Raw genomic sequence first — 23,811 nt, 5'->3', positions numbered from 1 at the left:
ATCACTCTTCTTTTGCCTTTACAAGTATTATGTCGCCTATTGCAGTGACTCTGTCGTAGGGAACACCGACCTTTTCTCCCGGCAGTCCAAGCGCGAGAACCTTTCCGCGTCCCCTGTCTATATCTATGAGTATCTCGTCAACGTAGCCGACGTAATAGCCTTTGGTGTTGTAGATCTGCTTTCCGTAAAGTCTCGAGAGACGCATCACCATTTTAACCACCAGGGTAGGTTATCGGTGAACGTATTTAAACGTTACCTCCTCGGGATGTTTTTGGCCTTCGTGAAGGTCCATCTAGCGAAGACGGCGAAGAAAGCTAAAATTGCTCCCATGACGCCCACCACGAAAAGGCTTGTAACGGCTCCCTCCGTGCGCTGTAGAGGCTGATAGCCCTTAAATACCAGCATTGCAACGGCGAAGCCGCCGAAGTAGGTCAGAGGAACGAGGAACATGTCGAGAAAGTTTCTAGATTCAATCAGAACGAGTGTTACCATCACCGCGGCAAGAAATATGTAAACCTCATCTGGCTTTACATCCCTGACCATCCACAGCCCTGCGAGCATGGAGGTAACAAGAAAGCCGAGCGGGAAGGAATACGCTGCGGCCCTTGTTTCCAAAGGGTGCCTGAAGCCAAGGAAAGCCCCCAGGAGCATGCCGGCATAGATAAGGTAGATGAAATTCTCGCTTCCCGTTGGGGAGTATAGGGCGACAGCCATGGCAAATCCGATGAACGAGCCTAAACCAGACCATGTCAGGATCGACTTCCAGTCCTTCATCATTTCACAACCCTTATGGTTATTCTAGAGCCATCTTCAAGGCTGAGCTCCTCCCTGAGGCATACCGGGGCGATTATCTCGGCTATTCTCGGTGGATGAACAGTTCTCGAGGGTATCACTATGGCACCCTCCACGTCGCCGATTCTGACGCGATATGCCTTGACATCGCCAAAAGTCCTCCCATCTTTAGCGAAGCCCGGAAGCACGACCGGTCTAACCCCGCAGAGTGCATCAAAGACAGTTCTCGGGAACAGGACCCTGACGTTCAGCGTTCCAGGGTAAGGGTCAAAGCCGAGGTACTCCCTTATCAGGTGGGAGTACTGTCTGACGTAATAGGCTCCCTCACCGATTCCCGATATGACCTCTCCGATAATTATCCCGTTGTAGAGAACCTCTGAGATGGCGTCGCAAAGATTCTCAAGGAAAGCTAATCCCCCCTGGCTTATTTCCACGTATGTCTTTCTTCCCTTAACGTCTTTCGATATGAGTCCTTCCTCCTCCATTTCATCGAGCAATCTTAGAACCGACTGGGGTGATACACCAAGCTCGTTTGCAAGCTCTCTTAGAGTTATTTTGACCTTTTCTCCTATCGCTCCTTTCTTTGCTAGCAGGATGAGCAGTTTGAGCCTCTTCATAAGCTTCCCCTCTTTGACAGTCTGTCTGCGAGCCTCAGTGGTTTTGGATAGTCTCGCTCCAGCAGGGTCTCAACTATTCTGGCCGCAGAGTCTAAATCGATTAAATATCCGACGCTTACATAAGCTTTTCCCACCCTCACGAAGGACCTCTCAGGAGCACCGCGGAGGAACTTCTTGGCAACTCCTATGGTTGGTCTTCCGATGAGCAAGCCGACGTGGGAAGCCAGTCCGTAGCCCCGTGGATGGGCCTTTCCGTGACCATCAATAAGAAGGAGGTCAAAATCCTCACCACGGAGAACCAGCAGAATTGGCCTCGTCTCCCGCAGGAAAAAGAAGGTGGGTACGTAGGGAAAGCTTACCTCAGTTTCCACGACCTTTGTCTTTAGAACCTCGCAGTCTGGGAAGGAGCAGAGGAGAAAGGCAGCTCTGGCTGTGTTTTCTCTGTATGAAACGTCCACAGCCGCGACAGTTTGCACTTTTTCGATCTCGAGCGGGCTCTCCACCACTCTCAGGGCAAGCTTTCGCTGGGTTTCTTCAATTTTTTTTGAGCTTTTTTCCCAATTCCATAATTACCGAATCACCTAATTATGTAATTCGTTAATCATTTAACACCTTTCCGAGCTTCTCCTCAAGGTTCCTGTTGAGCTTCGCCCTCGTCAGGTCCTCGAGGGTTCTTTCGAGTATATGTCGCGCCTGATCCTGCTTCTGCCTCACGTTCACCAGGCCTTTTGGATACTCGAGCGTCATGAGCTCTTCGTAAGTTTCTTCCATGAAGCGATAAACTTTCTCGGCATCTTCAATATTTCCGTCGAGGAGCAGAAGCAGAAAGTGTCTCCTCAACTCGCCTATGAAGTCGCCTATGCCAAGCGCGTAATCAGCGTGAGGTACGGCAAGCTCCTCCGGAGAGGGAAAGTCTTTTCCGGTTATGTAGCTGTAGAACAGAGTTGCCTCCACGAACTCCTGATGGGCGCTCTGAACATAGCCCGTAAAATATAGGTCGGGATGGTCTTTCAGCTTCTCCCTCAGATAATTAACCTTTTCGCGCGCCATGTTAAGCTTTTCCTCAGCAGTCTTAGCATCTCCCCTGTGAAGGGCTTTTATTGTGTCTCCGCTCAAGCGGACGATTTCTCTTGTTATCCTTAGGGCATTCTCCCGAAGCGAGTCCTTCTCGTCAAGAACTTCTCTAATCCTGTCAATAATCTCCTTCAGTCCCATAATCTCACCGAGGAGAGTTCGAGAAAGACCTTAAAAATGTGGGCTTGGCTGATCCCCCGCCCTCATGGAGTGCCCCGCGGCAATCTCCGGCGGTCCGGAGGCCAAGCCCTGTCCGCCCGGCATCGTCCCTCGTGCTCACGGCACCCCGTCGGGGCGCTCCCACGGTCGGGCCACCGGGCGTGTCGGATGCTCCCGTTGTGGAGAATTTTCGAGAAAATTTTAAGGGTTTCGGATTTTATGACTGATAGGAATATTAGTCTACCTAATTCATGCCGAAAATTATATAAGCTGGTGAACAGACCCGCCCAAGACGACAAGATTCGAGGTGACGCTTATGCCTGAGAATGTTAGGAACATAGTTGTTGAGGAGCTCGTTAGAACACCGGTTGAGATGCAGAAGGTCGAGCTTGTCGAGAGAAAGGGTATAGGCCACCCGGATAGCATAGCCGATGGCATAGCCGAGGCCGTCAGCAGAGCCCTGAGCAGGGAGTACATAAAGCGCTATGGCATCATCCTCCACCACAACACCGACCAGGTCGAGGTCGTCGGCGGTAAGGCCTACCCGCGCTTCGGTGGCGGTGAGGTCATCAAGCCAATTTACATTCTCCTCTCCGGTAGGGCTGTCGAGATAGTTGATAGGGAGATGTTCCCCGTTCACGAGGTCGCAATAAAGGCTGCCAGGGAGTACCTGAAGAATGCCGTCAGGCACCTTGATCTCGACCACCACGTCATCATTGACTCCCGCATAGGCCAGGGAAGCGTTGACCTCGTTGGAGTCTTCAACAAGGCCAAAGAGAACCCGATTCCGCTCGCCAATGACACCTCCTTTGGTGTTGGCTACGCCCCGCTCAGCGAGACCGAGAGGATAGTCCTTGAGACTGAGAAGCTTCTCAACAGCGAGGAGTTTAAGAAGGAGTGGCCGGCCGTCGGCGAGGACATCAAGGTTATGGGCCTCAGGAAGGGCGACGAGATAGACATCACCATCGCCGCTGCCATAGTCGACAGCGAAGTCCAGAATCTGGACGACTACTTTGCCGTCAAGGAGGCAATCTATGAAGCCGCCAAGGACGTTGCTGAGGCCCACACTGAGAGGAAGGTCAACATCTACGTCAACACCGCTGACGACCCGGAGAAGGGGATCTACTACATCACCGTCACCGGAACCTCAGCCGAGGCCGGTGACGACGGAAGCGTTGGAAGGGGCAACCGCGTAAACGGTCTCATCACTCCGAACAGACACATGAGCATGGAGGCTGCCGCTGGAAAGAACCCTGTCAGCCACGTCGGAAAGATATACAACCTCCTCTCAATGCTCATCGCTAACGACATTGCCGAGCAGGTCGAGGGAGTTGAAGAGGTCTACGTCAGGATACTCAGCCAGATAGGCAAGCCCATCGACCAGCCGCTTGTCGCCAGCGTTCAGGTCATACCAAAGAAGGGGTACTCCATTGATACCATCCAGAAGCCGGCCTACGAGATAGCTAATGCCTGGCTTGATGACATAACCAAGATACAGAAGATGATCCTCGAGGACAAGCTTAACGTCTTCTGAGCTCACCCTCTCTTTTCTTCAAAAGTTTTTAAAGTGAAGGAATTGTCAGAGAACTGGGTATCCATTCTGCTTGAGAACCCTAACGAGTCTGGCCTCCTCGGCCATGAGAATGGCTTTTTCCTTTTTGACCTTGGTAAGCTGCTTTGCGGCGGCCTTCTTCTGGCGCGCAAGTCTAATAAGCTTGGCCTCCTCAAGCATGAGGAGCTCCTTCTGCTTCTTCACAACATGCAACTTCTTCTGGAGTAATTTGAGCCTTTCCATTCTGACCCACCTAAAGTCTATAGCACCCTCAGACCTTAAAAGGTTTTCGCTGAATGCCATACTAAACTTCGACGATTAACGAGGAACAAGCATATAAACTCCGGGTCAGAAGCTACGATAAGTTCTCGGGGGTAAATCGATGATAATCTCAGTAAGTGGCACTCCCGGTGCAGGTAAAACTACGGTCTCAAAGCTCCTGAGCGAGAGGCTGGGTTACGAATACGTGAGCGTGAAGGAGCTGGCCCTCTCGAGAGGGATAGGTGAGAGGGTTAGTGACGAGATTGAGATAGACGTTGATGAGCTTGCTCGGGTTGTGCGCGAGGAGTTCTCGGGTAGAAACGTTGTTTTGGATGGCCATCTCAGCCATTTTGTGCCCGCAGACGTTGTCATCATCCTGAGGGCCCATCCCAGACTCATCGCCGAAAGGCTCAAAGCTCGAGGGTACTCCAAAAAGAAGCTGGCCGAGAATGTCGAGGCTGAGCTGGTTGATGTAATCCTTGTGGAGGCCCTCGAAGAGAACGAAAGGGTTCTTGAGGTGGATACAACAGGTAAATCCCCCGAAGAGGTAGTAGAGGAGATCCTAACACTTCTCAAAAGCGGAACGAAGAAACGTGTTGGAATCGTGGACTGGAGTGAGGAATACGACAAGGTGGTTCAGTACCTGATGCTGGGGGATGATTAAGTATGGAGGCCCTTATGTGGTTTGGGGTCCTAATAGTTATGGGTCTCGTTACCGTTCTCTTGGTGGCATTGGGTTATCTTCTGGGTGAGTGGATTGGTCTCATTGTTGCACTGATTTTCTCCATTCTTCTGAACTTTGTGGTATACTGGTACAGCGATAGAATCGTACTGAAGTGGTATCGGGTCAGAGTCGTTACTAGCGAAGATTACCCAAGGCTCTATGAGATGCTGAGCAGACTCTCGGCCAAAGCTGGGATTCCGACACCTAAACTGGCACTCTCACCTGTAGGGACACCCAACGCATTTTCTACGGGTAGGAGTTCCAAACACAGCATTATCGTACTGACTTATGGGCTTTTAAGGATACTTGACCCAGAGGAGATAGAGGGTGTCATGGCCCACGAAGTTGCCCACATTAAACACCGTGATACTCTCGTGCAGACGGTGGCCTCTGTGATAGCAGGTTCAATACTGGGAGTTGCTTATTTGATTGGGGGCATTCCAAGGTTTTTCTCCGATGGAAAAGTGGAAGACTCTCAGAACGGTCTGCTCTTAGGGCTCTTGGCACCATTCGCCGCTGGAATCCTTTGGCTTGGTCTGGCCAGATCAAGGGAGTACTTGGCTGATGAGAGCGCCGCCAGGATAAGCGGCAAACCCCTGGCACTTGCGAGTGCACTGCTTAAAATAGATAAAGCTGTCTCCTTCAGGCCCATGAAGGGGGGAAACCTTGCAACGGCGCCGATCTTTATTGTGAACCCATTCAGAGGAAGTCTAGCCAAGCTGGTATCGACCCATCCTCCAACCGAGAAGAGAATTGAACGACTTATGAAGCTCGCGGAGCAGATGGATACATACACATAAATGAGGGTGATCTCATGAGGCTTCTCGCTGTAACGGACATACATGGAAACAGTAAGATGTCAAAAAAACTCGCTGAAACGCTGCAAAATGAGGACTTCGATGCTCTTCTCATAGCTGGGGACCTCACACACTTCACTGGCGCTGAGACTGCTGAGAAGGTACTTGAACCCCTCATGAACCTTGGAAAACCGATAATAGCCGTCCACGGCAACTGCGATGGAAGGGATGTTCCAGAGCTTCTGGAGGAACTCGGAATCTCCGCTCACAATAAGCGGGTCGAACTTGATGAGATTGGTATTGTTGGAATAGGCGGCTCGAACATAACGCCATTTAACACTGTCTGGGAGCTTAGCGAGGAAGAGATTAGAGGAATTCTCGAGCAAAACTACCACGATGGAGACGTAGTCCTTTCTCACGCGCCCCCTTACAATACCATTGTGGACAGAGTTCATTCTGGTCTTCACGTAGGCAGCAGAGCCCTCCGTGAATTCATCAAAGAGAAGCAACCCCCACTTGTGGTCTGCGGCCACATCCACGAGGGCAGGGGGATAGACAGGATTGGAGAAACCCCCATCGTGAACCCTGGACCACTCTTCAGGGGTTACTATGCAGTTATAGACTTCAAGCCAGAAAAGGAAGTAAAGATAGAGTTAAGAAAGCTCTAAACGAGCTTCTTCTCCCTCAAAACCTTCTCCATCCTATCCATAGCTTCCTCAAGCTGTTCGTATGCAGTCGCGTAGCTTATCCTTATGTAGCCCTCGCCAGCCTCTCCAAAGGCACTTCCAGGAACAATGGCGACTTTGGCCTCGAGGAGCATCATCTCGCTGAACTCCCTGCTCGTGAGTCCAGTGTCCATTATGCGCGGGAATATGTAGAATGCTCCTTTCGGTTTGACTGTCGGCAGGCCCATCTCGTTGAGACGCTTCCAGACGAGGTTTCTTCTCCTCTCGTACTCCTTTTTCATCTCCTCAACGGCTTTCCAACTCCTCTCGTCTCTCAAAGCCTTTGCAGCGGCGTACTGGGCGAAGGTCACTGGGCAGGTGGCGTTGTACATCTGGAAGCGGGTCATCTTTTCAATTATCCACTCCGGTGCGGCCACGAAGCCGAGACGCCAGCCTGTCATGGCAAAGGTCTTGGAGAAGCCGTTTATCGTTATTGTTCTCTCGAACATGCCGTCGAGAGCCGCTATGCTGTAGTTTTTGACACCATCATAAACGAAGTGCTCGTAAACCTCGTCGCTGAAGATGATAAGGTCGTGCTCCACCGCGAAGTCAGCGATTTCCTCCACGTCCTTCTTGGTGAGAACCGCTCCAGTGGGGTTGTTTGGGCTGTTTATGATGAGCGCACGCGTCTTCTCAGATACGTGCTTCTTCAGGTCGTCAACACTCAGACGGAACTCGTTTTCTTCATATGTTGGAACTTCGACAGGCTTCCCTCCCGCGAGGATTACTGCGGGGGCATAACTCACAAACATTGGGCTTGGAATTAAGACCTCCTCTCTATCCTTGAGAAACGCCGCGAGTCCCATGACGAACGCCTGATTGGCTCCGACGGTTATCATTACCTGGCTCTTTGGGTCAACTTCAATGCCGTTCTGTTCCTTCAGCTTCCACGCAACGGCCTCACGGAGCATCATGATTCCAGCGTTGGGGCTATAATGCGTCATTCCTTTGTCGAGAGCCTCTTTGGCATACTCTTTTATATGCTCTGGAGTATCGAAGTCCGGCTCTCCGATTCCAAGTGAGATGAGACCCTCAACGCCCTGAGCTAGGTCAAAAAGCTTTCTGATCTCAGAAGGGTTAACGAGTTCTAACCTGTCGCTCAGCGCCATGAACATCACCGAAAGTTCTTCGGCCCAATGTTTATAACTTTACCTTGGCAAAAAGATGGACATCAAAGAATAGTAAATTTCATTGATGGACGACAAATCCCCCAAGAACCAGCACGTCCAACCCAGCCTTTCTGAAGCTTCCCAGCGCGTCCTTCGGCGAGCAGACTATTGGTTCACCGTGCATGTTGAAGCTGGTGTTTAATACCACCCCAAGACCCGTTCTCCTCTCAAAGGCTTTTATGATGTCGTAGTAAACTGGGTTGAGCTCCCTCACAACGCTCTGCGGCCTCGTCGTCCCATCCACATGAACAACCGCTGGAGCTTCCCTTCTAAACTCCTCGCTCGCGGTGTAGCTCATCGTCATGAACCTGTTGGGCTCACCGTTGAGATCCGCCAGATACTCTCTCGCTCTCTCCTCGAGCATCGAAGGAGCAAATGGCTGGAAGACATCGCGCTTTAGGGCCACGTTGAGTCTCTCCTTAACTCCATCGTCCCTTGGGTCGGCTAAAATAGAGCGGTTGCCCAGGGCTCTCGGTCCGAACTCCATCCTTCCCTGGAAAAAGGCGACGATTTTTCTATCAACTAAGGAATCGGCGACGAAGCCCGGGACGTCGTCTACCTCCTCGAACTCGGCACCCTCCCTCCTCAGGAATCCCTCTACCTCGTCCTTTGAGTAGTCCGGCCCAAGGTAGACGTGCTCAAGCTTGAATGGTTTCCATTTGCTGTCAAGTCTCTCAAGCTGTGCCTTGACGAAGATTGCCGCTCCAAAAGCCAGTCCTCCATCGTCCATTGCCGGGAACACCCACAAGCTTGGGAAGAGCTTTCTCAAAATGGCGTTGGCCTTGACGTTCTGGGCAACTCCGCCGGCGTAGGCGAGCGGAAGACCGTACTCCTTCAGCTTGAGGCCTAGCTCGTCAATGAGCTTTTCGAGGTGTGCCTGAGCGCTGGCCGCTATCTCTATTGCCCTTCTTTGGAGTTCCCCGTCGAGCTTCCCGCGCTTCATCTGCCCTGCGATTTCTTTAGCCCTGCTCAAGGGATAGCTGAATAGCTCGGCCAGCTTCCTCGTAGCTTCAACGCCTATGAGTTTGAGGTGGTTGTCGAAGGTTAAACCGTTCAGCTCTATGATGCTGCTCAGATCATAGGTCGGCTTTCCGTATGCTGCCAGGCTCATCACCTTGCCCTCGTGGCGCATTGGCTTAAAGCCAAGGAGCTCCGTAACAGATGCGTAGAAGTCGCCGAGGGAGTCTAGATAGGTGCTCTGGGCGATTTTAATCATCTCTCCATCTCTCGCGATATAGATTGATGAGCTCAACCCATCTCCAGCGGCGTCTATGCTCAGGGCTATAGCATCCTTCCAGCCGCTCGTGTAGTAGGCACTCGCAGAGTGAGCCAAGTGATGCTCAACGAAGAGAACTTTCCTCTTGAAATCCGGCCCGAAAATGACGTGCAGGTTGTTCTCAAGCTCTAAGAGCCGCTTCTGCTTCCGGAAGATGCCAGCAACGGCTATGATTTCAACTTCCTCGGGCGAAACACCCGCCATCTCGAGGACTTTCCTCACGCTGAGAGTTGGGAATCCCCGGTACTTCTTAACCCTGTTCAGCCTCTCTTCGTTAACCGCGAAGATACTCTCGCCGTCTATCAGCACAGCTCCCGCATCGTGGCCGTCGTGGATTCCCAAAATCATGGTTGTGCATTCGATGTTCGTTTTTTAAACATTAGGGGAGGGAAGAATTTAAAAGCCCTGCCGAATGAATACATTTGAAGGAGGTGGAACCATGAAGAGGGCCGTTGCACTCCTTGCGGTTCTGATGGTGGTGCTTGTCCCATTCGCGGGAACCGCTGGTGCCATCACTTGGAGCTATGAGAACTTCATCAAGCAGTCCATCGCCTGGTACTACCTCTACCAGAGCGATGAGGAGAAGTTCAACGAGCTCTACAACCTCAGCGTCCAGGCCAACGTCAGCAACGAGACACTCCAGCTTGCGATGGAGCTCTATACCAACGCCACCGCTGAGTTCGAGAAGGCGCTGATGTACGGCATTCCGGACGAGGGAAGGACCTTGCGCTGGGTTGTCTTCAGCGTCCACATCAGGAAGGCCTACCTCTACATCGAGCAGGCCATCGAGCTCCTTGAAGCCGTCATCGAGAACGAGAGTGCCTGATTTTGTCATATTTCCTTTTCTCAGCTGTTTTCTACTTGTGCTTCAAAAGCGAAGTGTATGAGAATAGAAAGGAAAGCTCAGTATGTTCTGGCAAACCTGGCGATGAACTTGGCGTCTCTTCCGCAGACGGGGCACTTCTTGCCCTCGATGCCTTCCTTGGCCTTCTCCTCAGGATAGGGCGTTCCGAGCATCTTGGCGTCAAGCTCTTCCTCCATCTTCAGGCCGCACTCCTCCTCGCCACACCAGGGAATCTCAACTATTCCGCGCCTGTCCTCAAAGACGGCCTTGGCCTCCTCGATGGTGTCAACGCGCTTGATGTGGGTCCTGAGGAACTCTTCGGCCCTCTTGTAGAGGTTCTCGTGGATTTCGTCGAGGGTCCTCCTGACAGCCTCGACTATTCCATCTCTCTCAACAGTCTCCTTCGTGAGCGTGTCACGTCTCGCTAGAACTGCTTTCCTTCCTTCAACGTCTCTTGGGCCGACCTCTATTCTAAGCGGCACGCCCTTGAGCTCCCAGTCGTAGAACTTTCTGCCAGGCCTTATGTCGCGCTCGTCTACATGCACCCTCAGGCCAGCTGTTCTAAGCTCCTCTGCAATCTCGCGAGCGTAGGCGAATACATCTGCCCCTGCGTCTTTCTTTGGAATCGGAACGATGACGACCTGTATTGGAGCTATTGTGGGTGGCAGAACCATTCCCCTGTCGTCTCCATGGATTGCTATAACAGCTGCGAGAAGCCTCTCGCTCATTCCGAATGTCGTCTGGTGAACGTACTCGTGATCACCGGTTTCGGTCTCATAGAGTATCTCGTAGGCCTTTGCGAAGTTCTGCCTGTAGTTGTGCATCGTTCCTATCTGAAGCGTTCTGCCGTCGGGCATCATTACTTCGGCACCGAGGGAATAGTAAGCTCCCGGGAACTTGTCCCAGTCGGGCCTCTTGGAGACTATGTAAGGAATCGCAAGGAACTTGGCGAGGTTGTCGAATATCTCAAGATCCTCCTTTATCTGCCTCTCGGCATCCTCAAAGCTATCGTGAGCCGTGTGGGCCTCGAAGAACCTGCTGATTTCCCTGACACGGATAAGCGGCCTCGTGTGCTTGGTCTCGTAGCGGTAAGTGTTAACTATCTGGTAGACCTTGAAGGGAAGGTCGGCATGTGAGCGAATCCAGAGAGCAAACATTGAGTACATTGCAGTCTCGCTCGTCGGCCTGAGGATGAGCTTGATGTCGAGGGGATCGTGACCGGCGTGGGTGACCCAGAAGACCTCACCCTCAAAGCCCGCTATGTGTTCTGCCTCCTTCTGGAACTCGGTTTCAGGGATGAGTGCCGGGAAGAGAACCTCATCATGGCCGGTTCTTTCCATCTCGGCATGTATGAACCTCTCAATGTTGCGCATTATTTTAAGCCCGTACGGGAGCCAGATGTTCATTCCCTTGACCGGGTAACGCTTGTCCTGTATCCCGGCAGTTTCAATCAGCTCGTTGTACCACTCGCTGAACTCCTCGCTCCACTTCTTGCGCTCAACCTTCATCGACACCACCTAAAGTGAGAGGCCGAAAAAACTTTTTAAGCTTTCCCGGGGGGCAGCGGACATTCTGACAAACCTCGGGCAAAAACCTTAATAGTTCGTTTCGATAACCATCTTAAGGTGATATCATGAGGCCCAAGGTCTTGGTTCTTTTCAAGATAAAGAGCAAGCCTTTAGAGGAACTCAAAAAGCATGCGGATGTTGAGCTGCTCCTATATCCAAGTGTTGAGGAGCTCAAGGAGAAAATTGGGGAATTTGACGGGATAATTGTTTCTCCCCTAAACCCAATTCCGCGTGAAGTCATCGAGAGGGCCGAGAAGCTAAAAGTTATAAGTTGCCACTCCGCTGGCTACGACCACGTCGACGTGAAGGCCGCCACCGAGAGGGGAATATACGTCACAAAGGTTAGCGGTGTTCTAAGCGAGGCCGTCGCCGAGTTCGCCGTCGGGCTTATGATAGCCCTCCTAAGGAGGATAGTCTACACCGACAGGTTCATACGCGCTGGAAAGTGGGAGTCTCACAGGGTAATATGGAGTGGCTTCAAAGACATTGAGACAGTTTACGGCAAAACCGTCGGAATACTCGGCATGGGGGCGATAGGGAAGGCCATAGCGAGACGAGTCAAGGCGCTCGGTACGGAAGTGGTGTACTGGTCGCGCTCGAGGAAGAAAGACATCGAAGAAGAGGTTAACGCGAAGTACCTCTCGCTCGAGGAGGTTCTTAAGAGCGCTGACATCGTTGTTTTGGCCCTCCCTGCAACGCCGGAAACCTACCACATCATCAACGAGGAACGCCTAAAGCTCATGGAGGGGAAATACCTCGTCAACATCGGCCGCGGAAGTCTCGTGGATGAAGAAGCCCTCGTGAAGGCACTGAAAGAGGGAAAGCTGAAGGGCTACGCCACTGACGTCTTCGAGAGAGAGCCAGTTACCGAGCACGAGCTCTTCGGCATGGAGTGGGAGACTGTTCTAACGCCACACTACGCCGGTCTGAGCAGGGAAGCAATGGAGGATATGGGCTTTCGGGCTGTGGAGAACCTTCTCACCGTTCTTCGCGGTGAGGTTCCAGGGGACCTCGTTAATCGGGAGGTCCTAAAGGTCAGGCCGATTGAGGAAGTAAAGATGCTCTGAGGTGATGAAAATGCTCGTTGAAGAGCTGAGGGAGATAACTGCCATACCCGGTATTTCCGGCTACGAGGGGAAGGTTAGGGAGAAGCTCATGGAATGGCTTGAGCCCTACGCGGACTGCACCGTAGACACTATCGGAAACCTCATCGTAGAGCTGGGCGAGGGTGATCTTAAGGCCATCTTCATGGCTCACATGGACGAGATTGGGCTTCTGATTACGGGCATAACCCCCGATGGAAAGCTCCGCTTCAGGAAAATCGGTGGAATAGACGACCGCCTCCTCTACGGCAGGCACGTGGATGTAATCACCGAGAGCGGGAATCTCGACGGTGTTATAGGAGCTTTACCAGTCCACCTGAACCTTGAGAGGAAGTTCGATACGGTCCCATGGAACAGGCTCACCATTGACATCGGAGCGGAGAGCAAGGAAGAAGCCCTCGACATGGGAGTCAAGGTTCTGGACTATGCGGTCTTCAAGAAGCACTTCGCGGTGCTCAACAACCGCTATGTCTCGACTCGCTCCTTGGACGACCGCTTTGGTGTGGTTGCCCTTGTCGAGGCTATTAAGGACCTGGTCGACCACGACCTCAACGGCCGCTTCATCTTTGCCTTCACCGTCCAGGAGGAGATAGGCCTCAAGGGGGCCAAGTTCCTCGCGGAGCACTACTCTCCAAAGTACGCATTCGCCATCGATTCCTTTGCCTGCTGCTCCGAGCTGACTGGAGATGTGAAGCTCGGTGGCGGGGCGCTCATAAGGGCCGTGGACAACTCAGCGATTTACACTCGCAGGCTCGCTAGGAAGGTCTGGGAGATAGCGGAGAAGAACGATATACCTATTCAGATAGGTGTAACGGGTGGAGGAACGGACGCCTCTGTCTTCCAGAGCAAGAGCGAAGTTTTGGCCCTGAGCGTGCCCATAAAGTACCTCCACAGCGAGGTCGAGACGCTCCATTTGGGTGACCTTGAGGCACTGATAAAGCTCATAGAGGCGATAGCTTTCGAGCTGTGATAGACGCTGAGAAAACGGAGGTGATCAATTGCTCAAATATCTTGGCTATTTCACGGTTGGTGTGTTCATCGGAATCCTCGCGGCTCTCTTCGGCCTCGGTGGGGGCTTTCTGATAGTGCCGACACTTAACCTGCTTGGGGTTGAGATACACCACGCAGTGGGAACGTCCTCTGCTGCGGTTGTTTTTACCTCACTGAGCTCTGCCCTCGCATACTCAAGGCAGAAGAGGATACACTACAAGATCGGCCTTCTGCTCGCTAGCACCGCAGTGATTGGAGCATACATCGGAGCTTGGATGACGAGCTTCATAAGCGCTGGGATGCTTAAGGTCATCTTTGGAGCAACGCTCATCATAGTCGCAATCAGGATTTACCGCAAGAAAACGGCAGAGCCAACGGAAGTAAGGCTTGAAGACGTTAAAGTTGACTACAGGCTCGTCCCAATCGGCGGCTTCTTCGCTGGAATAGCAAGCGGCCTGCTCGGCGTTGGGGGAGGGATAATCAACGTGCCCTTCCTGACGTGGCTTGGTCTCCCGATACACTACGCGGTGGCCACTTCCAGCTTCGCCATAGTCTTCACCGCCACAGCTGGTGCCATAAAGCACTACACCCTCGGAAACGTTGAGCTCCACTGGCTCGTTCTCCTCATTCCGGGCTTGATAGTCGGCGCCCAGCTCGGGGCAAGGATTGCCAAGAGAACCAAGGCGAAGAACCTGAAGAACGCCTTCGCGGTCGTCATGGCTCTGCTTGCCCTGAGGATGATTCTGAAGGGGCTGGGTTATCCTGTGCCGTGAGGTCTCTCTGCCTTCCTTATCTTTACGTAGGCAACGCCGAGGAAAACAGCCAAGGCCACCGTAAGGAGCCACGCCACCAGTAACGGCCTATCGTAGGGGTAGTAGAGCTCCCCTGTGAGGGCGTAGGGCAGGGAAAGCGGGAGGAGCATTATCGATAACGTAAATCAGAGGACTCCCCCAATTACGAAAAGCACCATGTTTTCACTGCCGTAACCCATCTTCCCTCCGAGAGCAAGCTCCGCACGGTAGCAGATTATGGCAGTTGAAACCACTAGAATCACCGCCAGAAGAAGGTTCGGGGAACTCAGCTTTCCATTTTTCCACTCGTGCACGCCGTAGGTGAGCACCAGCAACAATCCACCTGCCGCGGAGCTGAGCCAGACCGAAAGGTCTTTGTAAAACCCGTAGGGAGCGTCCCAGTTGGCGAAGGCGATAGAGCCGGGATGGGTGAGGGCGAAGACAAGAACCACTAAAAGCCAGAACTTAAGTTCTGAGCTCCTCATAGAACCACCGGAGGATTTTTAACGCTCCCTCTAAAAAGAGTTTTTATGTTGAATTACCTCCTGGACTTCATCCTCGGCCTTGGCATTGGCCTCATAGCCGGCCTTTTTGGGGTTGGAGGGGGATTTCTCATAGTTCCTGCTCTCACGATACTCGGCCTCCCGATACACGTGGCCATAGGCACGAGTTTGACGTGCATAGTCCTCAGCTCCCTTTCCGCGGTAGCTATCCATGTAAGAAAGGGGACGGTACTCTACAGGGTTGTCCTGATTAAAGAAGCCTTTTCGATTCCTGCCGCATTAATTGGAGCCTATATATCATCTTTACTTCCCGGAAGAATCCTTAAATTTGTTTTTGCCTTGCTTCTTGTCTATCTGTCATTTAGAATGTGGCGGGGCAGGGACACTTTCGAGTTTGAAGAGAAAGAGATTAAAACATCAAGGATCTCCGTCGTGGGGGTTGCCTCGGGACTAATGTCCGGTCTCCTGGGCATCAGCGGGGGAATTCTGAACGTCCCTCTGTTCCATGCCTACGTCGGAATCCCCATGAGGTATGCCGTTGGAACTTCGAGTCTGGCGCTCTTCTTCACCGCCCTTGCCGGTTCTCTCGGTCACTACCGCCTCGGTCAGGTTGACGTTCATACCGCACTCCTACTTGCCCCAGGTCTGCTTGTAGGGGCCAGAATCGGTGCCCTTTTGGTTCACAGACTTCACCCCTGCCACCTCAAGAGGGCCTTTTCCGCCCTTCTCATTATCGTGGCACTGAAGATGCTCTTCTAAGGCTCACGTTTATTAGCCTGTTGACGAACTATTAACGGTGGCAAAAATGGATGAGCTTTTCGAGGCTGTTAAGTCTGAGTACGGGGTTGAGATAAAGGATGAGAGTGATATGACCAATGCGTGGAAGCTCATCGAGGCACTCGAGGAGAAGGGCTGGGTAGTCTACATAATCACTGCTAAAGACAGAAAGCAAGTCGATGCATGGCACCCAAACTACGGAAGCTTATATGCTCAGTTTGGGGATATCCCAATGTTTGGAAGCATAATTGGGGGAATTTGTGCCACTGCTCTGCATATAAGGGATCTTGAGAAGAATGGAACGGTGTGAAACGTACTTTTCACAGGATTCCTCAAATAGGTTGGGCCAGTAGGTATGAACGGTGATGCCGATGGTAGGCACAAAGTGGGGGGCATTTGCCCTCGTCCTGTTACTGCTTGGAAGCGTCGTTCCACTGAGCATGGCCGAAGACAACGCCACTGCAAGCGATGCAACCCTTCTGGACAACAGCACCAGGGAGATGGTGATAGCGGAGCAGCTCATCAACCAGCTGCAGAGGCTTAGTAAGTTTGCCGAGGATAAGATAGAACCTATTAAGGACAAACTGCCCGAGAATTCCAGCATATTGGCCAACTATGAAACCGCAGAGGAATATAAGGACAGGGCTATCAGTGAATACGAGGCTGGCGATTACTATAACTCAATCCTGGACAGTCTGACGGCGATGCACTACTACAAGCTCGCCCTCTCGAGGCTTCAGGAAGCGGCAGATAGGGTTCAGGATCTCAGGGAGCGCATCAGGATCGAAACTGAGAGGATGATGGAGTACTTCCAGATGGTCGAGAAGACCATCAGGTTCGCCCAGAACCGGGGGGTCGACGTGAGCAACCTAACTCAGCTTTACAACGAGACCAAAGAGGCGTACAAACTCGTCCTCGATGATCTGAAGGCCGGGGACATAGAGAAGGCCAAGGCTGACTATGAAGCCGCCAAGGAGAAGAAGGCCTTACTCGACGAGGAGCTGAGGAAGGTTCGTGAGGAGCTCGCCTATGCCAACGCAGATAAGATAGTTCGGGACTTCCTCATCAAGGGTGAGAAAGGAATAGAAATAGCCCAGCAGGCAATCGAGAAGGCCCAGGAGAACGGCTACAACGTCACCGGGCTCCAGGAGAGACTCGATGCCTTCGCCGCGGTCTACAATGAGGTGAAGGCCCTTGCCGACGAGGGCAGGTGGGAGGAGGCCCTCAAAGTAATGGACGAAAACAAGGAGACCATCAGAGAATTCCAAAAAGCTGCTGAGTTCATCAGAATGAAGGTCTACGAAAGGGAGCTCGAGGAGAAGCTCAAGGACGTGAGAGCGTTCCTTATGGAGATGGAGAACAGGATTGAAAAGGATGCCAAGGCGCTGGCCGAGCTCAAGAGGGAGGGCGTGGACACTACCTCTGCGGAGATTCAGCTGAAAGTCGCGGTGCAGGAGCTTAGGATCGGCGTTGAACTCCTTAAGGACAGGAAGCCGCTCCAGGCCAAGGCTCATTTCGCAATAGCCCTGAACATGCTCCACAAGGTCGACGAGTTTATCCTTGCCCATTCATGACCCTTTCCCTTTTCATTTGATTTGGAGGGATGCTTAAATGGAGAGGAAGTCGCTCGTGATATTCATGATAACGGCTCTTATTCTCGTTCCGGTGGTTAGTGGAGAATATACCGTCTCGTCTCTGGTTCTGACCGTCTACGAGGACGGCTACGTTAAGGTTGAATACGAGCTCCTTCCCGCTGATTACGCCTCTCAAATTGAGGTCTCCCTCTTCGGAGAGCATTATGAGAACCTCTTTGTAGAGAATGAGAACGGGAACCCCCTGAACTTCCGGCTAGATAACGGCAACCTTTTGATTTACTCAGAGGATGCCCAGGTCGTCAGGGTCTCCTATTATACCCCCGACTTAACATCCAAGGATGGCATTGTCTGGACGCTCAAAGTTTCGTCTGAGAGTCCTTTCACCGTGGTTCTCCCGGAGAACTGCATAGTTGTTGACCTGAGCGACATTCCCCTCGAGATAGCGGGCAACTCCATAACTATGCCTCTAGGAAACCAGAGCGTCTCCTACACCCTCCAGTACACCGGAACTTCCGAGGAGAACTCGTCGAACTACCTCCTCATTGCTCTCTTCGTTGGTGTCGTCGTGATTGGAGGTATAGCCGCATACCTCCTCAGAAGGAGGGGCAGCGGGGGAATGGAAAGACCTAAGCTCACTCGCGAGGGGTTTGAGAGGAGGCTTGAGGGACTCGAGCTAAACGATGAAGAAAAGAGGGCCCTGCTCTATATCTTCGACAAAGGCGGTAGGGCGAGTCAGGCGGAGGTACGGGAGGCCATTGGACTTCCCAAAACTACTGCCTGGAGGATGTTCAAGCGCCTGGAGCGGAAAGGGCTGGTGAAGGTTATAAAGGGCAGAAAGGAAAACTGGGTGGAGCTGAGGTTTTAACCAGAACATGAGTTTCTCTAGCCTTAAAAATTTATTTCTGGCCTTTCAATTTCTAATTTCCCCTATGGAAACGTAGAGAAACGTTCTGAAACACGAAAATTCCAGCGGGTTCCTAATATATTAGTCGTGCCTAGTCATTATCAAGGTGAGAGCCATGAAGATGAGTATGAAAACATTGTTGGTGCTCTTTATAGGGGCACTGATACCCCTTAGCACTGCAGCTTGGGCTGCCAGTGTAAACGCTACTGAGACCACCAACGTTACTGCATCAGCCAACGGAACCCTGCTAGTAAATGCTACCAACATGACCAACGTCACGAACACCACCAATACTGGCCTCCAGACAGCGGCGTATAACCTCCTGATTATAGTGGATAACGTCGCGAACTACACTGCTAATATGATAGCCGATCTCAACGTGAGTAACGTTACCTTGCCAAACTGGACATTGGAGGCATATTACCAAGCGGAGACAATGAGGAAAGAGGCGTGGGATCTTTACTATGCAGGAAATTATGAAGGGAGTATAAACGCATCGATGTCTGCACTAGAACTCTACAAGGAGGCAGTTGAAGAACTAATGGACTACTACACAGATCACCAGGAACACCAGATCGAGGAGCAATATGAGTATTATGAACTCATTACGGAGGCTAAGGAAGAACTCAATAGGGCAGCTGAATACTTCCCGTATGTTGAGAAGGTAATTGAGGAAGCTCAGGCTGAAGGCCTCAACGTTACCGCTGTTGTAGAGCTCTACAACCGGACAAAAGAGGCTTATCTAGTGGTTGCCCAGGACATCGCCAACACCGACGGCAACATAACGAAGCTTGAGAACGACCTTGATTATGCAGAAGAGCTCATGGACAAGCTCGAAGACGCCGTTGAGGAGCTGACCGAGCAGATAGTGGACGCCAAGGCAGAGGAGATAAGCTATGCCTTCATGGAAAAGCTCCAGGAACATATGAAGCTCATGCAGGAGTCAATGGCCATGCTTCAGAACTCTACTATCATCAACGCAACTTATCTAGCGGAAGACTTTGCGGAGTTGCAGATGATGTACGAACAGTTTACCCAGCTCGTTGAGAGTGGTCAGTACGAGGAAGCGCTTGATATGCTCCACGATATCAACGAAGAGCTCAAGGATATAGTCGAGGAAACCAAGGAGATTGAGAAAGAGATGCACGAAGAAAAGGAGCACGAGGATGAGTATGAGGACGACGAGAGCCACGACGACCAGAGTGAGGAGTACGAGGCAGACGACCAAAGTGGAGACTACGAGGAACATGATGATCACGAAAGCGACGATGGCCAGTATGATGACTCGGACGAGGGAAGTAGTAGCGACGACTACGAGGATGAGGACTACAGTGATGATGAAGAGGACGACGAATGAACGTCCCTTTTTTACTCATATTTTTTTAAGGTGATTCTCTCAACTTCTTGGGGGTGTTGGGATGAAAACAAAGGCAGCGGCGGTACTCGCAATTGCAGTCATGCTCTTGCCCCTCGTCGCGGGGCAGTACACCATCACGTCCATCAGCATTACCGTATATGCCGATGGATACGTTAAGGTAGTTGAGGTTATCCAGCCGGAGAACTATACTGTAAGCGTTACCATTCCCCTTCTTGCGGCCAACGTTGAGGGCCTAGTCGTTATTGATGAAAGGGGCAGTCCTTTACCCTATGAAATAAATGGTTCCACGCTCATCGTGTATTTTGAAAATGCCACAGGCATTAAGATAACCTACTACACCCCTGACCTGACCGTCAAGAACAGGGCCATATGGAGTGTCCGTGTTGGCTCAAATATACCTGTCAAAATAACTTTCCCCGAAAATGCTGTCATTGTTGACCTGAGCGACATCCCCCTCGAGATAAACGGCAACTCAATCGTCATGCCTGCGGGCAATCAGACGGTTTCCTATGTTCTGGAATATCTGCCAGCTGGGACAGAAACGGCCCAGACACAGACTACCCAGTCCATCTCGGAAACATCTGCCTCTGAAAGTTTCGTTAACTCCACCGCACCCTCAACCACTGGCTCGTCAACTGAAACCCTCTCGGGTGGCTCCACCAGCTGGGCGACGATTGGAATACTCGCTCTCCTTGCCCTCTCCATAGGCGGCTTCATATACCTGAAGAGTGGTAGGGAAGAGGGCGGATCGGCACCAAGCATCAGCAGGGAGGACTTTGAAAAGAGGCTCACGGAGTACGACTTGACAAAGGATGAGGAAAAAGCACTGCTTTATCTTTTCGACAGAGGCGGAAAGGCAAGGCAGTCCGAGGTCAGGGAGACGCTCGGAATCCCGAAGACAACTGCCTGGAGAATGTTCCAGAGGCTCGAAAAGCAGGGCCTTGTGAGGGTCTACAAGAAGAAGAGGGAAAACTGGGTGGAGCTCAGGCTTTGAGCTCCCCTCATCTTATTCTTGCCCCGAGCTTTACCTCCTTGTCCGGCATAAGCAGGGCAACGTTCTCGCCGTCGTCGGCAGCGAGGAGCATTCCCTGGCTCTCTATTCCCCTGAGCTTCTTGGGCTCGAGGTTGGCTATGATAACGACGTAGCGGTTGAGGAGGTCGTCCTTGCTGTAGTACTTCTTGAGTCCAGCGACGAGCTGCCTGACCTCATTACCGAGGTCAACCTTTACCACGTAGAGCTTGTCCGCGTTTGGGTGATCCTGCACATCAACAATCTTTCCAACCCTCAAGTCGAGCTTCATGAAGTCCTCGAACTTAACGTACTCCACTTTTCCACCCTCCTTTTTCTTCTCCTTTTTGGCCTTCTTCTCAAGCCTTTCGCCGTATATGCTCTTAAGGATTGCCATGGCCTCATCTTTACGCTTCTCGCCGAACCTCTCGAGGGCAACCTTAACGACGTCGTCCGTCCTGTAGTACTTGTCAAGGAGCAGCCTTGCGCTCTCAGGGTTGCCTCTGGCTATGTAGTTCACGATGAAGAATATTATGTCCTCATCAGTGACCTTCCTGAAGAGAATCTCGGCCCTCCTAACCCTGTGGCCTGCTGGAATCTCGATGAACTCCCAGCGCTTGGTCTCCTCGAGGTTGAGCAGGTGCCATATCTTCTCACTGGCATCCGGCAGGAACGGCTCGAGGAGCACTCCAAGGACCTTGACGATCTGGAGCGAGACATTAACAGTTGTTGCCGTCCTCTCGCGGTTTTCCTTGGCTGTCTTCCATGGCTTCTGGTAGTCGAAGTAGCGGTTGCCGAAGATTGCCAGCTCCATTACACGCCTGAGAGCGTCTTTGAAGCGGTAGGTGCTTATTAGCTCACCCGTCTCTTTCAGAGCTTTCTCAATCTCCTCGAAGGCCTGCCTGTCCAGATCATCAAGCTCGCCCCTTTCGGGGACGACGCCGTCGAAGTAGCGGTTCACGAAGGTTAGAGCCCTGTGCACGAAGTTTCCGAGGTTGTTTACCAGCTCCTCGTTAATCTTTGTCTTGAAGTCGGCGAAGCTGAAGTCGCTGTCCCTCGTCTCGGGCATTATGGCGGTGAGGTAATAGCGGAGGTAGTCAGCCGGGAAGGCGTCGAGGAACTCGTGCACCCAGATGGCCCAGTTTCTGCTCGTTGAGAACTTCTTGCCTTCCAAGTTGAGGTACTCGTTGGCGGGGATGTCGTACGGAAGGAGCCACTCGGCCTCGGTCTCTCCGTCCTGGTACTTGCCGTAGGCCATCAGGAAAGCCGGCCAGAATATCGCGTGGAAGGGTATGTTGTCCTTGCCGATGAAGTGGATGACCTTTGTTTGTCCGTCAAGGTTGAGCCAGAACTTCTTCCACTCATTCTCCTTGCCTTCCCTCTTAAGGTGCTCGACGGTTATGCTGATGTACCCTATCGGCGCTTCAAACCAGACGTAGAGAACCTTGCCTTTGACGTCCTCGTCGTCGAGCGGCACTGGAATGCCCCAGTTTAAATCTCTCGTTATGGCCCTCTCCTCAAGGCCCTCCTCAATCCAGCCGAGGACTGTGTTCTTGACGTTCGGCTTCCAGTGCTCCTGGCTTTGGACCCACTCCTTAAGCTTCTCGGCGAAATCCTGCATTTTTATGTAATAGTGAGCAGAGTCCCTGAAGGTTATTGGATTGCCGCAGATGTTGCAGCGCGGATTTATTAGCTCTTCCGGCGTGAGCGGATGGCCGCAGACCTCACACTGGTCTCCCCTCTGGTTCTCAGCACCGCAGTAGGGGCACGTGCCTATGACGTATCTGTCCGGAAGAAACATCTTGTCGTGCTCACAGTAGGCCTGCTTGCTCACCTTTTTAATGAGGTGATCGTTCTCTAGAGCCTTGAGGAAAAAGTCTTGGCTTATGCGGTAGTGGACTGGCAGTTCAGTTCTGCCAAAGTAGTCGAAGCTTATCTTGGCCCTTTCAAAGGTCGTCTTGATGTGCTCGTGGTAGTAGTCGACTATCTCCCTTGGGCTTTTCCCCTCTTTGAGCGCTCTGAAGGTTATTGGTGTCCCGTGTTCATCGGTTCCACTGATGAAAATCACTTCCTCTCCCTTGAGCCTCAGATAGCGGACGAATATATCCGCAGGCAGATATGCTCCAGCAAGGTGTCCAGCATGAATCGGCCCGTTGGCGTAGGGAAGAGCGGAAGTCACCATGTATCTGACCATTTTAACCACCGCCACACCGTCGTTTTAGTCCCTTATAAGACCTGCGGGTTTTAAGCATTACGGTGGGTTATTTTTAAAGGTCGAAAATATGTTGAGTTATACATAAATAGATCCCCAAAGGTTTTAGGGCGTTGACGCTAATTTGGATTTCGGATGGTAGGAAAGTCAGGGTGAGTAAAATGAAGTCCCGCATCATCGAACGCTTCAAATTTGAGGCGGCACATGCCGTTGTAATCGGCGGAAAGCCTGAGGAAATACATGGTCATACCTTCTGGCTTGAGGTGGCGGTGGAGGGGCCGCTGAGGAACGGCTACGTTATGAACTTCCTTGAGCTGAGAAGAATAGTCAATGAAATCATCGAGAGGCTCGACCACAGGAACCTCAACGCCCTCTTTGAGAACCCGACGACTGAGAACGTCGCCCTCTGGATAGCGAAAGAGATTGAGAAGAGGCTCCCTAAGGATGTCAGACTCCAGAGGATAGTTCTCTGGGAAGGAGAGGGAAACGGAGTGGAGTTTGAGTTTTAAGCTTTCTCCGTCCTTATTTCCTTAACGCTCTCGGCAATCGCTATGCCGTTCGAGCCTTCAAAGGAAATCTTCTCCGGCAGCGAAATCTTTACAGGAACGGCCTTGTTTTTCTCCTCTGTTGGTGACCAGCTTATTAAATCCCCTTCCTCAACCTCGAGGACGTTTATCATCCCAACCGGGCCCTCAATGATGTACCGGGCGGCCTTCTTAGGGACATAGACTCGCCACTTTCTGGCGGTCTTGAAATCCACCACGCGGCGGGAGGAGTCAAGCCAGATAACGTCGATATCACCCAGCATGAAGAACATGTGAATCGAAGCGTTAGCCCTCGTTTCGGCTGGCAATACAAAAACAAGCGCGTAGTTGATGTCTCTAACCAGCATTAGGCCTCTAAACCGCTTGAAGAACGTGTCTGCGAGCCTTACCCTTCCGTGCCATATCCTGCCCTTGGTCTCGTTTACGAGCATAGAACCAACTCTACT

General features: G+C 51.9%; 28 protein-coding genes. 15 read left to right on the top strand and 13 right to left on the bottom strand.

The window, feature by feature from the left end:
• Position 1: 1 nt before the first annotated feature.
• The 5 genes from E3E33_RS08620 to E3E33_RS08600 all read right to left on the bottom strand — a co-directional run bounded on the left by E3E33_RS08620 (position 2) and on the right by E3E33_RS08600 (position 2,624).
• Entirely contained in the window at positions 2–211 is a 210-nt protein-coding gene (locus tag E3E33_RS08620; protein ID WP_012571514.1) for a PRC-barrel domain-containing protein, read from the bottom strand.
• A 41-nt stretch (positions 212–252) separates the two neighbouring features.
• On the bottom strand, positions 253–777 hold the full coding sequence (locus E3E33_RS08615) for a hypothetical protein (RefSeq protein WP_167710690.1): 525 nt from the start codon (positions 775–777) through the stop codon (positions 253–255).
• Positions 774–1,409, bottom strand: coding sequence for a DUF120 domain-containing protein (locus E3E33_RS08610; RefSeq protein ID WP_012571516.1), 636 nt, complete (start codon positions 1,407–1,409; stop codon positions 774–776). The genes E3E33_RS08615 and E3E33_RS08610 overlap by 4 nt, the downstream gene beginning before the upstream one ends.
• On the bottom strand, positions 1,406–1,912 hold the full coding sequence (locus tag E3E33_RS08605) for an endonuclease V (RefSeq protein WP_342764283.1): 507 nt from the start codon (positions 1,910–1,912) through the stop codon (positions 1,406–1,408). The genes E3E33_RS08610 and E3E33_RS08605 overlap by 4 nt, the downstream gene beginning before the upstream one ends.
• 94 nt (positions 1,913–2,006) lie before the next feature.
• The gene (locus E3E33_RS08600; RefSeq protein ID WP_167710689.1) at positions 2,007–2,624 is read right to left on the bottom strand and encodes a haloacid dehalogenase; all 618 of its coding nucleotides are present in this window, start codon (positions 2,622–2,624) and stop codon (positions 2,007–2,009) included.
• Between the two features lie 334 nt (positions 2,625–2,958).
• On the opposite strand from E3E33_RS08600, the gene E3E33_RS08595 reads away from it, so the two are divergent.
• On the top strand, positions 2,959–4,176 hold the full coding sequence (locus E3E33_RS08595; protein ID WP_012571519.1) for a methionine adenosyltransferase: 1,218 nt from the start codon (positions 2,959–2,961) through the stop codon (positions 4,174–4,176).
• A gap of 45 nt (positions 4,177–4,221) precedes the next feature.
• Here the strand turns inward: E3E33_RS08595 and E3E33_RS08590 are convergent, their stop codons facing one another.
• The gene (locus E3E33_RS08590; protein WP_048055038.1) at positions 4,222–4,437 is read right to left on the bottom strand and encodes a hypothetical protein; all 216 of its coding nucleotides are present in this window, start codon (positions 4,435–4,437) and stop codon (positions 4,222–4,224) included.
• 139 nt (positions 4,438–4,576) lie between these two features.
• Between E3E33_RS08590 and E3E33_RS08585 the strand changes: the two genes are divergently transcribed.
• The 3 genes from E3E33_RS08585 to E3E33_RS08575 are packed head-to-tail and all read left to right on the top strand — an operon-like array spanning position 4,577 to position 6,644.
• Positions 4,577–5,119, top strand: a complete 543-nt coding sequence (locus tag E3E33_RS08585) for an adenylate kinase family protein (RefSeq protein WP_012571521.1) — start codon at positions 4,577–4,579, stop codon at positions 5,117–5,119.
• Between the two features lie 2 nt (positions 5,120–5,121).
• Positions 5,122–5,979: a M48 family metalloprotease gene (locus tag E3E33_RS08580; RefSeq protein ID WP_167710688.1), complete on the top strand. Its 858-nt coding sequence runs from the start codon at positions 5,122–5,124 to the stop codon at positions 5,977–5,979.
• 14 nt (positions 5,980–5,993) lie between these two features.
• Positions 5,994–6,644: a metallophosphoesterase gene (locus E3E33_RS08575; protein WP_167710687.1), complete on the top strand. Its 651-nt coding sequence runs from the start codon at positions 5,994–5,996 to the stop codon at positions 6,642–6,644.
• On the opposite strand, the gene E3E33_RS08570 is transcribed toward E3E33_RS08575, so the two are convergent.
• Positions 6,641–7,810: a pyridoxal phosphate-dependent aminotransferase gene (locus E3E33_RS08570; RefSeq protein WP_167710807.1), complete on the bottom strand. Its 1,170-nt coding sequence runs from the start codon at positions 7,808–7,810 to the stop codon at positions 6,641–6,643. The two genes, E3E33_RS08575 and E3E33_RS08570, sit on opposite strands and share 4 nt — an antisense overlap.
• A 79-nt stretch (positions 7,811–7,889) precedes the next feature.
• A complete protein-coding gene (locus tag E3E33_RS08565) occupies positions 7,890–9,494 on the bottom strand; it encodes a carbamoyltransferase (protein WP_167710686.1) in 1,605 nt (534 codons plus the stop codon).
• Positions 9,495–9,585: 91 nt separating this feature from the next.
• Here E3E33_RS08565 and E3E33_RS08560 point away from each other — a divergent pair, with 91 nt between their 5' ends.
• The gene (locus E3E33_RS08560; protein ID WP_167710685.1) at positions 9,586–9,972 is read left to right on the top strand and encodes a pyrolysin; all 387 of its coding nucleotides are present in this window, start codon (positions 9,586–9,588) and stop codon (positions 9,970–9,972) included.
• A 77-nt stretch (positions 9,973–10,049) separates the two neighbouring features.
• Here the strand turns inward: E3E33_RS08560 and proS are convergent, their stop codons facing one another.
• Complete coding sequence (proS, locus tag E3E33_RS08555) at positions 10,050–11,498, bottom strand: proline--tRNA ligase (RefSeq protein WP_167710806.1); 1,449 nt, start codon at positions 11,496–11,498, stop codon at positions 10,050–10,052.
• 125 nt (positions 11,499–11,623) lie between these two features.
• On the opposite strand from proS, the gene E3E33_RS08550 reads away from it, so the two are divergent.
• Genes E3E33_RS08550 through E3E33_RS08540 form a run of 3 tightly spaced genes read left to right on the top strand, consistent with a single transcriptional unit; the run spans position 11,624 to position 14,424 of the window.
• Positions 11,624–12,625, top strand: coding sequence for a 2-hydroxyacid dehydrogenase (locus E3E33_RS08550; protein ID WP_012571528.1), 1,002 nt, complete (start codon positions 11,624–11,626; stop codon positions 12,623–12,625).
• Positions 12,626–12,635: 10 nt separating this feature from the next.
• Positions 12,636–13,631 (top strand): M42 family metallopeptidase, encoded by a 996-nt coding sequence (locus E3E33_RS08545; protein ID WP_167710805.1) that lies wholly within the window; start codon positions 12,636–12,638, stop codon positions 13,629–13,631.
• A gap of 28 nt (positions 13,632–13,659) precedes the next feature.
• Positions 13,660–14,424 carry a sulfite exporter TauE/SafE family protein gene (locus tag E3E33_RS08540; RefSeq protein ID WP_012571530.1) on the top strand — a complete coding sequence of 255 codons (765 nt, stop codon included), beginning with the start codon at positions 13,660–13,662 and terminating at the stop codon, positions 14,422–14,424.
• Here the strand turns inward: E3E33_RS08540 and E3E33_RS11020 are convergent.
• Positions 14,409–14,573 carry a hypothetical protein gene (locus E3E33_RS11020; protein ID WP_240912066.1) on the bottom strand — a complete coding sequence of 55 codons (165 nt, stop codon included), beginning with the start codon at positions 14,571–14,573 and terminating at the stop codon, positions 14,409–14,411. The genes E3E33_RS08540 and E3E33_RS11020 overlap by 16 nt on opposite strands.
• A gap of 15 nt (positions 14,574–14,588) precedes the next feature.
• Positions 14,589–14,927: a hypothetical protein gene (locus E3E33_RS08535; protein WP_240912065.1), complete on the bottom strand. Its 339-nt coding sequence runs from the start codon at positions 14,925–14,927 to the stop codon at positions 14,589–14,591.
• 45 nt (positions 14,928–14,972) lie between these two features.
• On the opposite strand from E3E33_RS08535, the gene E3E33_RS08530 reads away from it, so the two are divergent.
• The 6 genes from E3E33_RS08530 (at position 14,973) to E3E33_RS08505 (ending at position 20,593) form a co-directional block, all read left to right on the top strand.
• Positions 14,973–15,704: a sulfite exporter TauE/SafE family protein gene (locus E3E33_RS08530; RefSeq protein ID WP_167710684.1), complete on the top strand. Its 732-nt coding sequence runs from the start codon at positions 14,973–14,975 to the stop codon at positions 15,702–15,704.
• A gap of 46 nt (positions 15,705–15,750) precedes the next feature.
• Complete coding sequence (locus E3E33_RS08525) at positions 15,751–16,032, top strand: hypothetical protein (RefSeq protein WP_167710804.1); 282 nt, start codon at positions 15,751–15,753, stop codon at positions 16,030–16,032.
• Positions 16,033–16,087: 55 nt separating this feature from the next.
• Positions 16,088–17,296 carry a hypothetical protein gene (locus tag E3E33_RS08520; RefSeq protein ID WP_342764307.1) on the top strand — a complete coding sequence of 403 codons (1,209 nt, stop codon included), beginning with the start codon at positions 16,088–16,090 and terminating at the stop codon, positions 17,294–17,296.
• 37 nt (positions 17,297–17,333) lie between these two features.
• Complete coding sequence (locus tag E3E33_RS08515) at positions 17,334–18,182, top strand: helix-turn-helix domain-containing protein (protein WP_167711869.1); 849 nt, start codon at positions 17,334–17,336, stop codon at positions 18,180–18,182.
• A 154-nt stretch (positions 18,183–18,336) separates the two neighbouring features.
• A complete protein-coding gene (locus E3E33_RS08510; protein ID WP_012571536.1) occupies positions 18,337–19,578 on the top strand; it encodes a hypothetical protein in 1,242 nt (413 codons plus the stop codon).
• Positions 19,579–19,639: 61 nt separating this feature from the next.
• On the top strand, positions 19,640–20,593 hold the full coding sequence (locus E3E33_RS08505; RefSeq protein WP_167711868.1) for a helix-turn-helix domain-containing protein: 954 nt from the start codon (positions 19,640–19,642) through the stop codon (positions 20,591–20,593).
• A gap of 7 nt (positions 20,594–20,600) precedes the next feature.
• Here the strand turns inward: E3E33_RS08505 and metG are convergent, their stop codons facing one another.
• A complete protein-coding gene (gene metG / locus E3E33_RS08500; protein ID WP_167711867.1) occupies positions 20,601–22,802 on the bottom strand; it encodes a methionine--tRNA ligase in 2,202 nt (733 codons plus the stop codon).
• Between the two features lie 179 nt (positions 22,803–22,981).
• On the opposite strand from metG, the gene E3E33_RS08495 reads away from it, so the two are divergent.
• Positions 22,982–23,329, top strand: coding sequence for a 6-carboxytetrahydropterin synthase (locus tag E3E33_RS08495; protein WP_167711866.1), 348 nt, complete (start codon positions 22,982–22,984; stop codon positions 23,327–23,329).
• Here E3E33_RS08495 and E3E33_RS08490 read toward each other — a convergent pair.
• Positions 23,326–23,796, bottom strand: coding sequence for a DUF192 domain-containing protein (locus tag E3E33_RS08490; protein ID WP_167711865.1), 471 nt, complete (start codon positions 23,794–23,796; stop codon positions 23,326–23,328). The genes E3E33_RS08495 and E3E33_RS08490 overlap by 4 nt on opposite strands.
• Between the last annotated feature and the right edge of the window lie 15 nt (positions 23,797–23,811).

Source organism: Thermococcus sp. GR5, from assembly GCF_012027535.1.
Lineage (GTDB): Archaea > Methanobacteriota_B > Thermococci > Thermococcales > Thermococcaceae > Thermococcus > Thermococcus onnurineus.
Note: the sequence above shows the minus strand (reverse complement) of the source record. Positions and strands in the feature narration are given on the sequence as shown.

Bases quoted from the DNA above. Each gene is read 5' to 3' on its own strand.
- E3E33_RS08620 (WP_012571514.1), bottom strand. From the start codon at position 211: ATGGTGATGCGTCTCTCGAGACTTTACGGAAAGCAGATCTACAACACC.
- E3E33_RS08615 (WP_167710690.1), bottom strand. From the start codon at position 777: ATGATGAAGGACTGGAAGTCGATCCTGACATGGTCTGGTTTAGGCTCG.
- E3E33_RS08610 (WP_012571516.1), bottom strand. From the start codon at position 1,409: ATGAAGAGGCTCAAACTGCTCATCCTGCTAGCAAAGAAAGGAGCGATA.
- E3E33_RS08600 (WP_167710689.1), bottom strand. From the start codon at position 2,624: ATGGGACTGAAGGAGATTATTGACAGGATTAGAGAAGTTCTTGACGAG.
- E3E33_RS08595 (WP_012571519.1), top strand. From the start codon at position 2,959: ATGCCTGAGAATGTTAGGAACATAGTTGTTGAGGAGCTCGTTAGAACA.
- E3E33_RS08590 (WP_048055038.1), bottom strand. From the start codon at position 4,437: ATGGAAAGGCTCAAATTACTCCAGAAGAAGTTGCATGTTGTGAAGAAG.
- E3E33_RS08585 (WP_012571521.1), top strand. From the start codon at position 4,577: ATGATAATCTCAGTAAGTGGCACTCCCGGTGCAGGTAAAACTACGGTC.
- E3E33_RS08580 (WP_167710688.1), top strand. From the start codon at position 5,122: ATGGAGGCCCTTATGTGGTTTGGGGTCCTAATAGTTATGGGTCTCGTT.
- E3E33_RS08575 (WP_167710687.1), top strand. From the start codon at position 5,994: ATGAGGCTTCTCGCTGTAACGGACATACATGGAAACAGTAAGATGTCA.
- E3E33_RS08570 (WP_167710807.1), bottom strand. From the start codon at position 7,810: ATGGCGCTGAGCGACAGGTTAGAACTCGTTAACCCTTCTGAGATCAGA.
- E3E33_RS08565 (WP_167710686.1), bottom strand. From the start codon at position 9,494: ATGATTTTGGGAATCCACGACGGCCACGATGCGGGAGCTGTGCTGATA.
- E3E33_RS08560 (WP_167710685.1), top strand. From the start codon at position 9,586: ATGAAGAGGGCCGTTGCACTCCTTGCGGTTCTGATGGTGGTGCTTGTC.
- proS (WP_167710806.1), bottom strand. From the start codon at position 11,498: ATGAAGGTTGAGCGCAAGAAGTGGAGCGAGGAGTTCAGCGAGTGGTAC.
- E3E33_RS08550 (WP_012571528.1), top strand. From the start codon at position 11,624: ATGAGGCCCAAGGTCTTGGTTCTTTTCAAGATAAAGAGCAAGCCTTTA.
- E3E33_RS08545 (WP_167710805.1), top strand. From the start codon at position 12,636: ATGCTCGTTGAAGAGCTGAGGGAGATAACTGCCATACCCGGTATTTCC.
- E3E33_RS11020 (WP_240912066.1), bottom strand. From the start codon at position 14,573: ATGCTCCTCCCGCTTTCCCTGCCCTACGCCCTCACAGGGGAGCTCTAC.
- E3E33_RS08535 (WP_240912065.1), bottom strand. From the start codon at position 14,927: ATGAGGAGCTCAGAACTTAAGTTCTGGCTTTTAGTGGTTCTTGTCTTC.
- E3E33_RS08530 (WP_167710684.1), top strand. From the start codon at position 14,973: ATGTTGAATTACCTCCTGGACTTCATCCTCGGCCTTGGCATTGGCCTC.
- E3E33_RS08525 (WP_167710804.1), top strand. From the start codon at position 15,751: ATGGATGAGCTTTTCGAGGCTGTTAAGTCTGAGTACGGGGTTGAGATA.
- E3E33_RS08520 (WP_342764307.1), top strand. From the start codon at position 16,088: ATGCCGATGGTAGGCACAAAGTGGGGGGCATTTGCCCTCGTCCTGTTA.
- E3E33_RS08515 (WP_167711869.1), top strand. From the start codon at position 17,334: ATGGAGAGGAAGTCGCTCGTGATATTCATGATAACGGCTCTTATTCTC.
- E3E33_RS08510 (WP_012571536.1), top strand. From the start codon at position 18,337: ATGAAGATGAGTATGAAAACATTGTTGGTGCTCTTTATAGGGGCACTG.
- E3E33_RS08505 (WP_167711868.1), top strand. From the start codon at position 19,640: ATGAAAACAAAGGCAGCGGCGGTACTCGCAATTGCAGTCATGCTCTTG.
- metG (WP_167711867.1), bottom strand. From the start codon at position 22,802: ATGGTCAGATACATGGTGACTTCCGCTCTTCCCTACGCCAACGGGCCG.
- E3E33_RS08495 (WP_167711866.1), top strand. From the start codon at position 22,982: ATGAAGTCCCGCATCATCGAACGCTTCAAATTTGAGGCGGCACATGCC.
- E3E33_RS08490 (WP_167711865.1), bottom strand. From the start codon at position 23,796: ATGCTCGTAAACGAGACCAAGGGCAGGATATGGCACGGAAGGGTAAGG.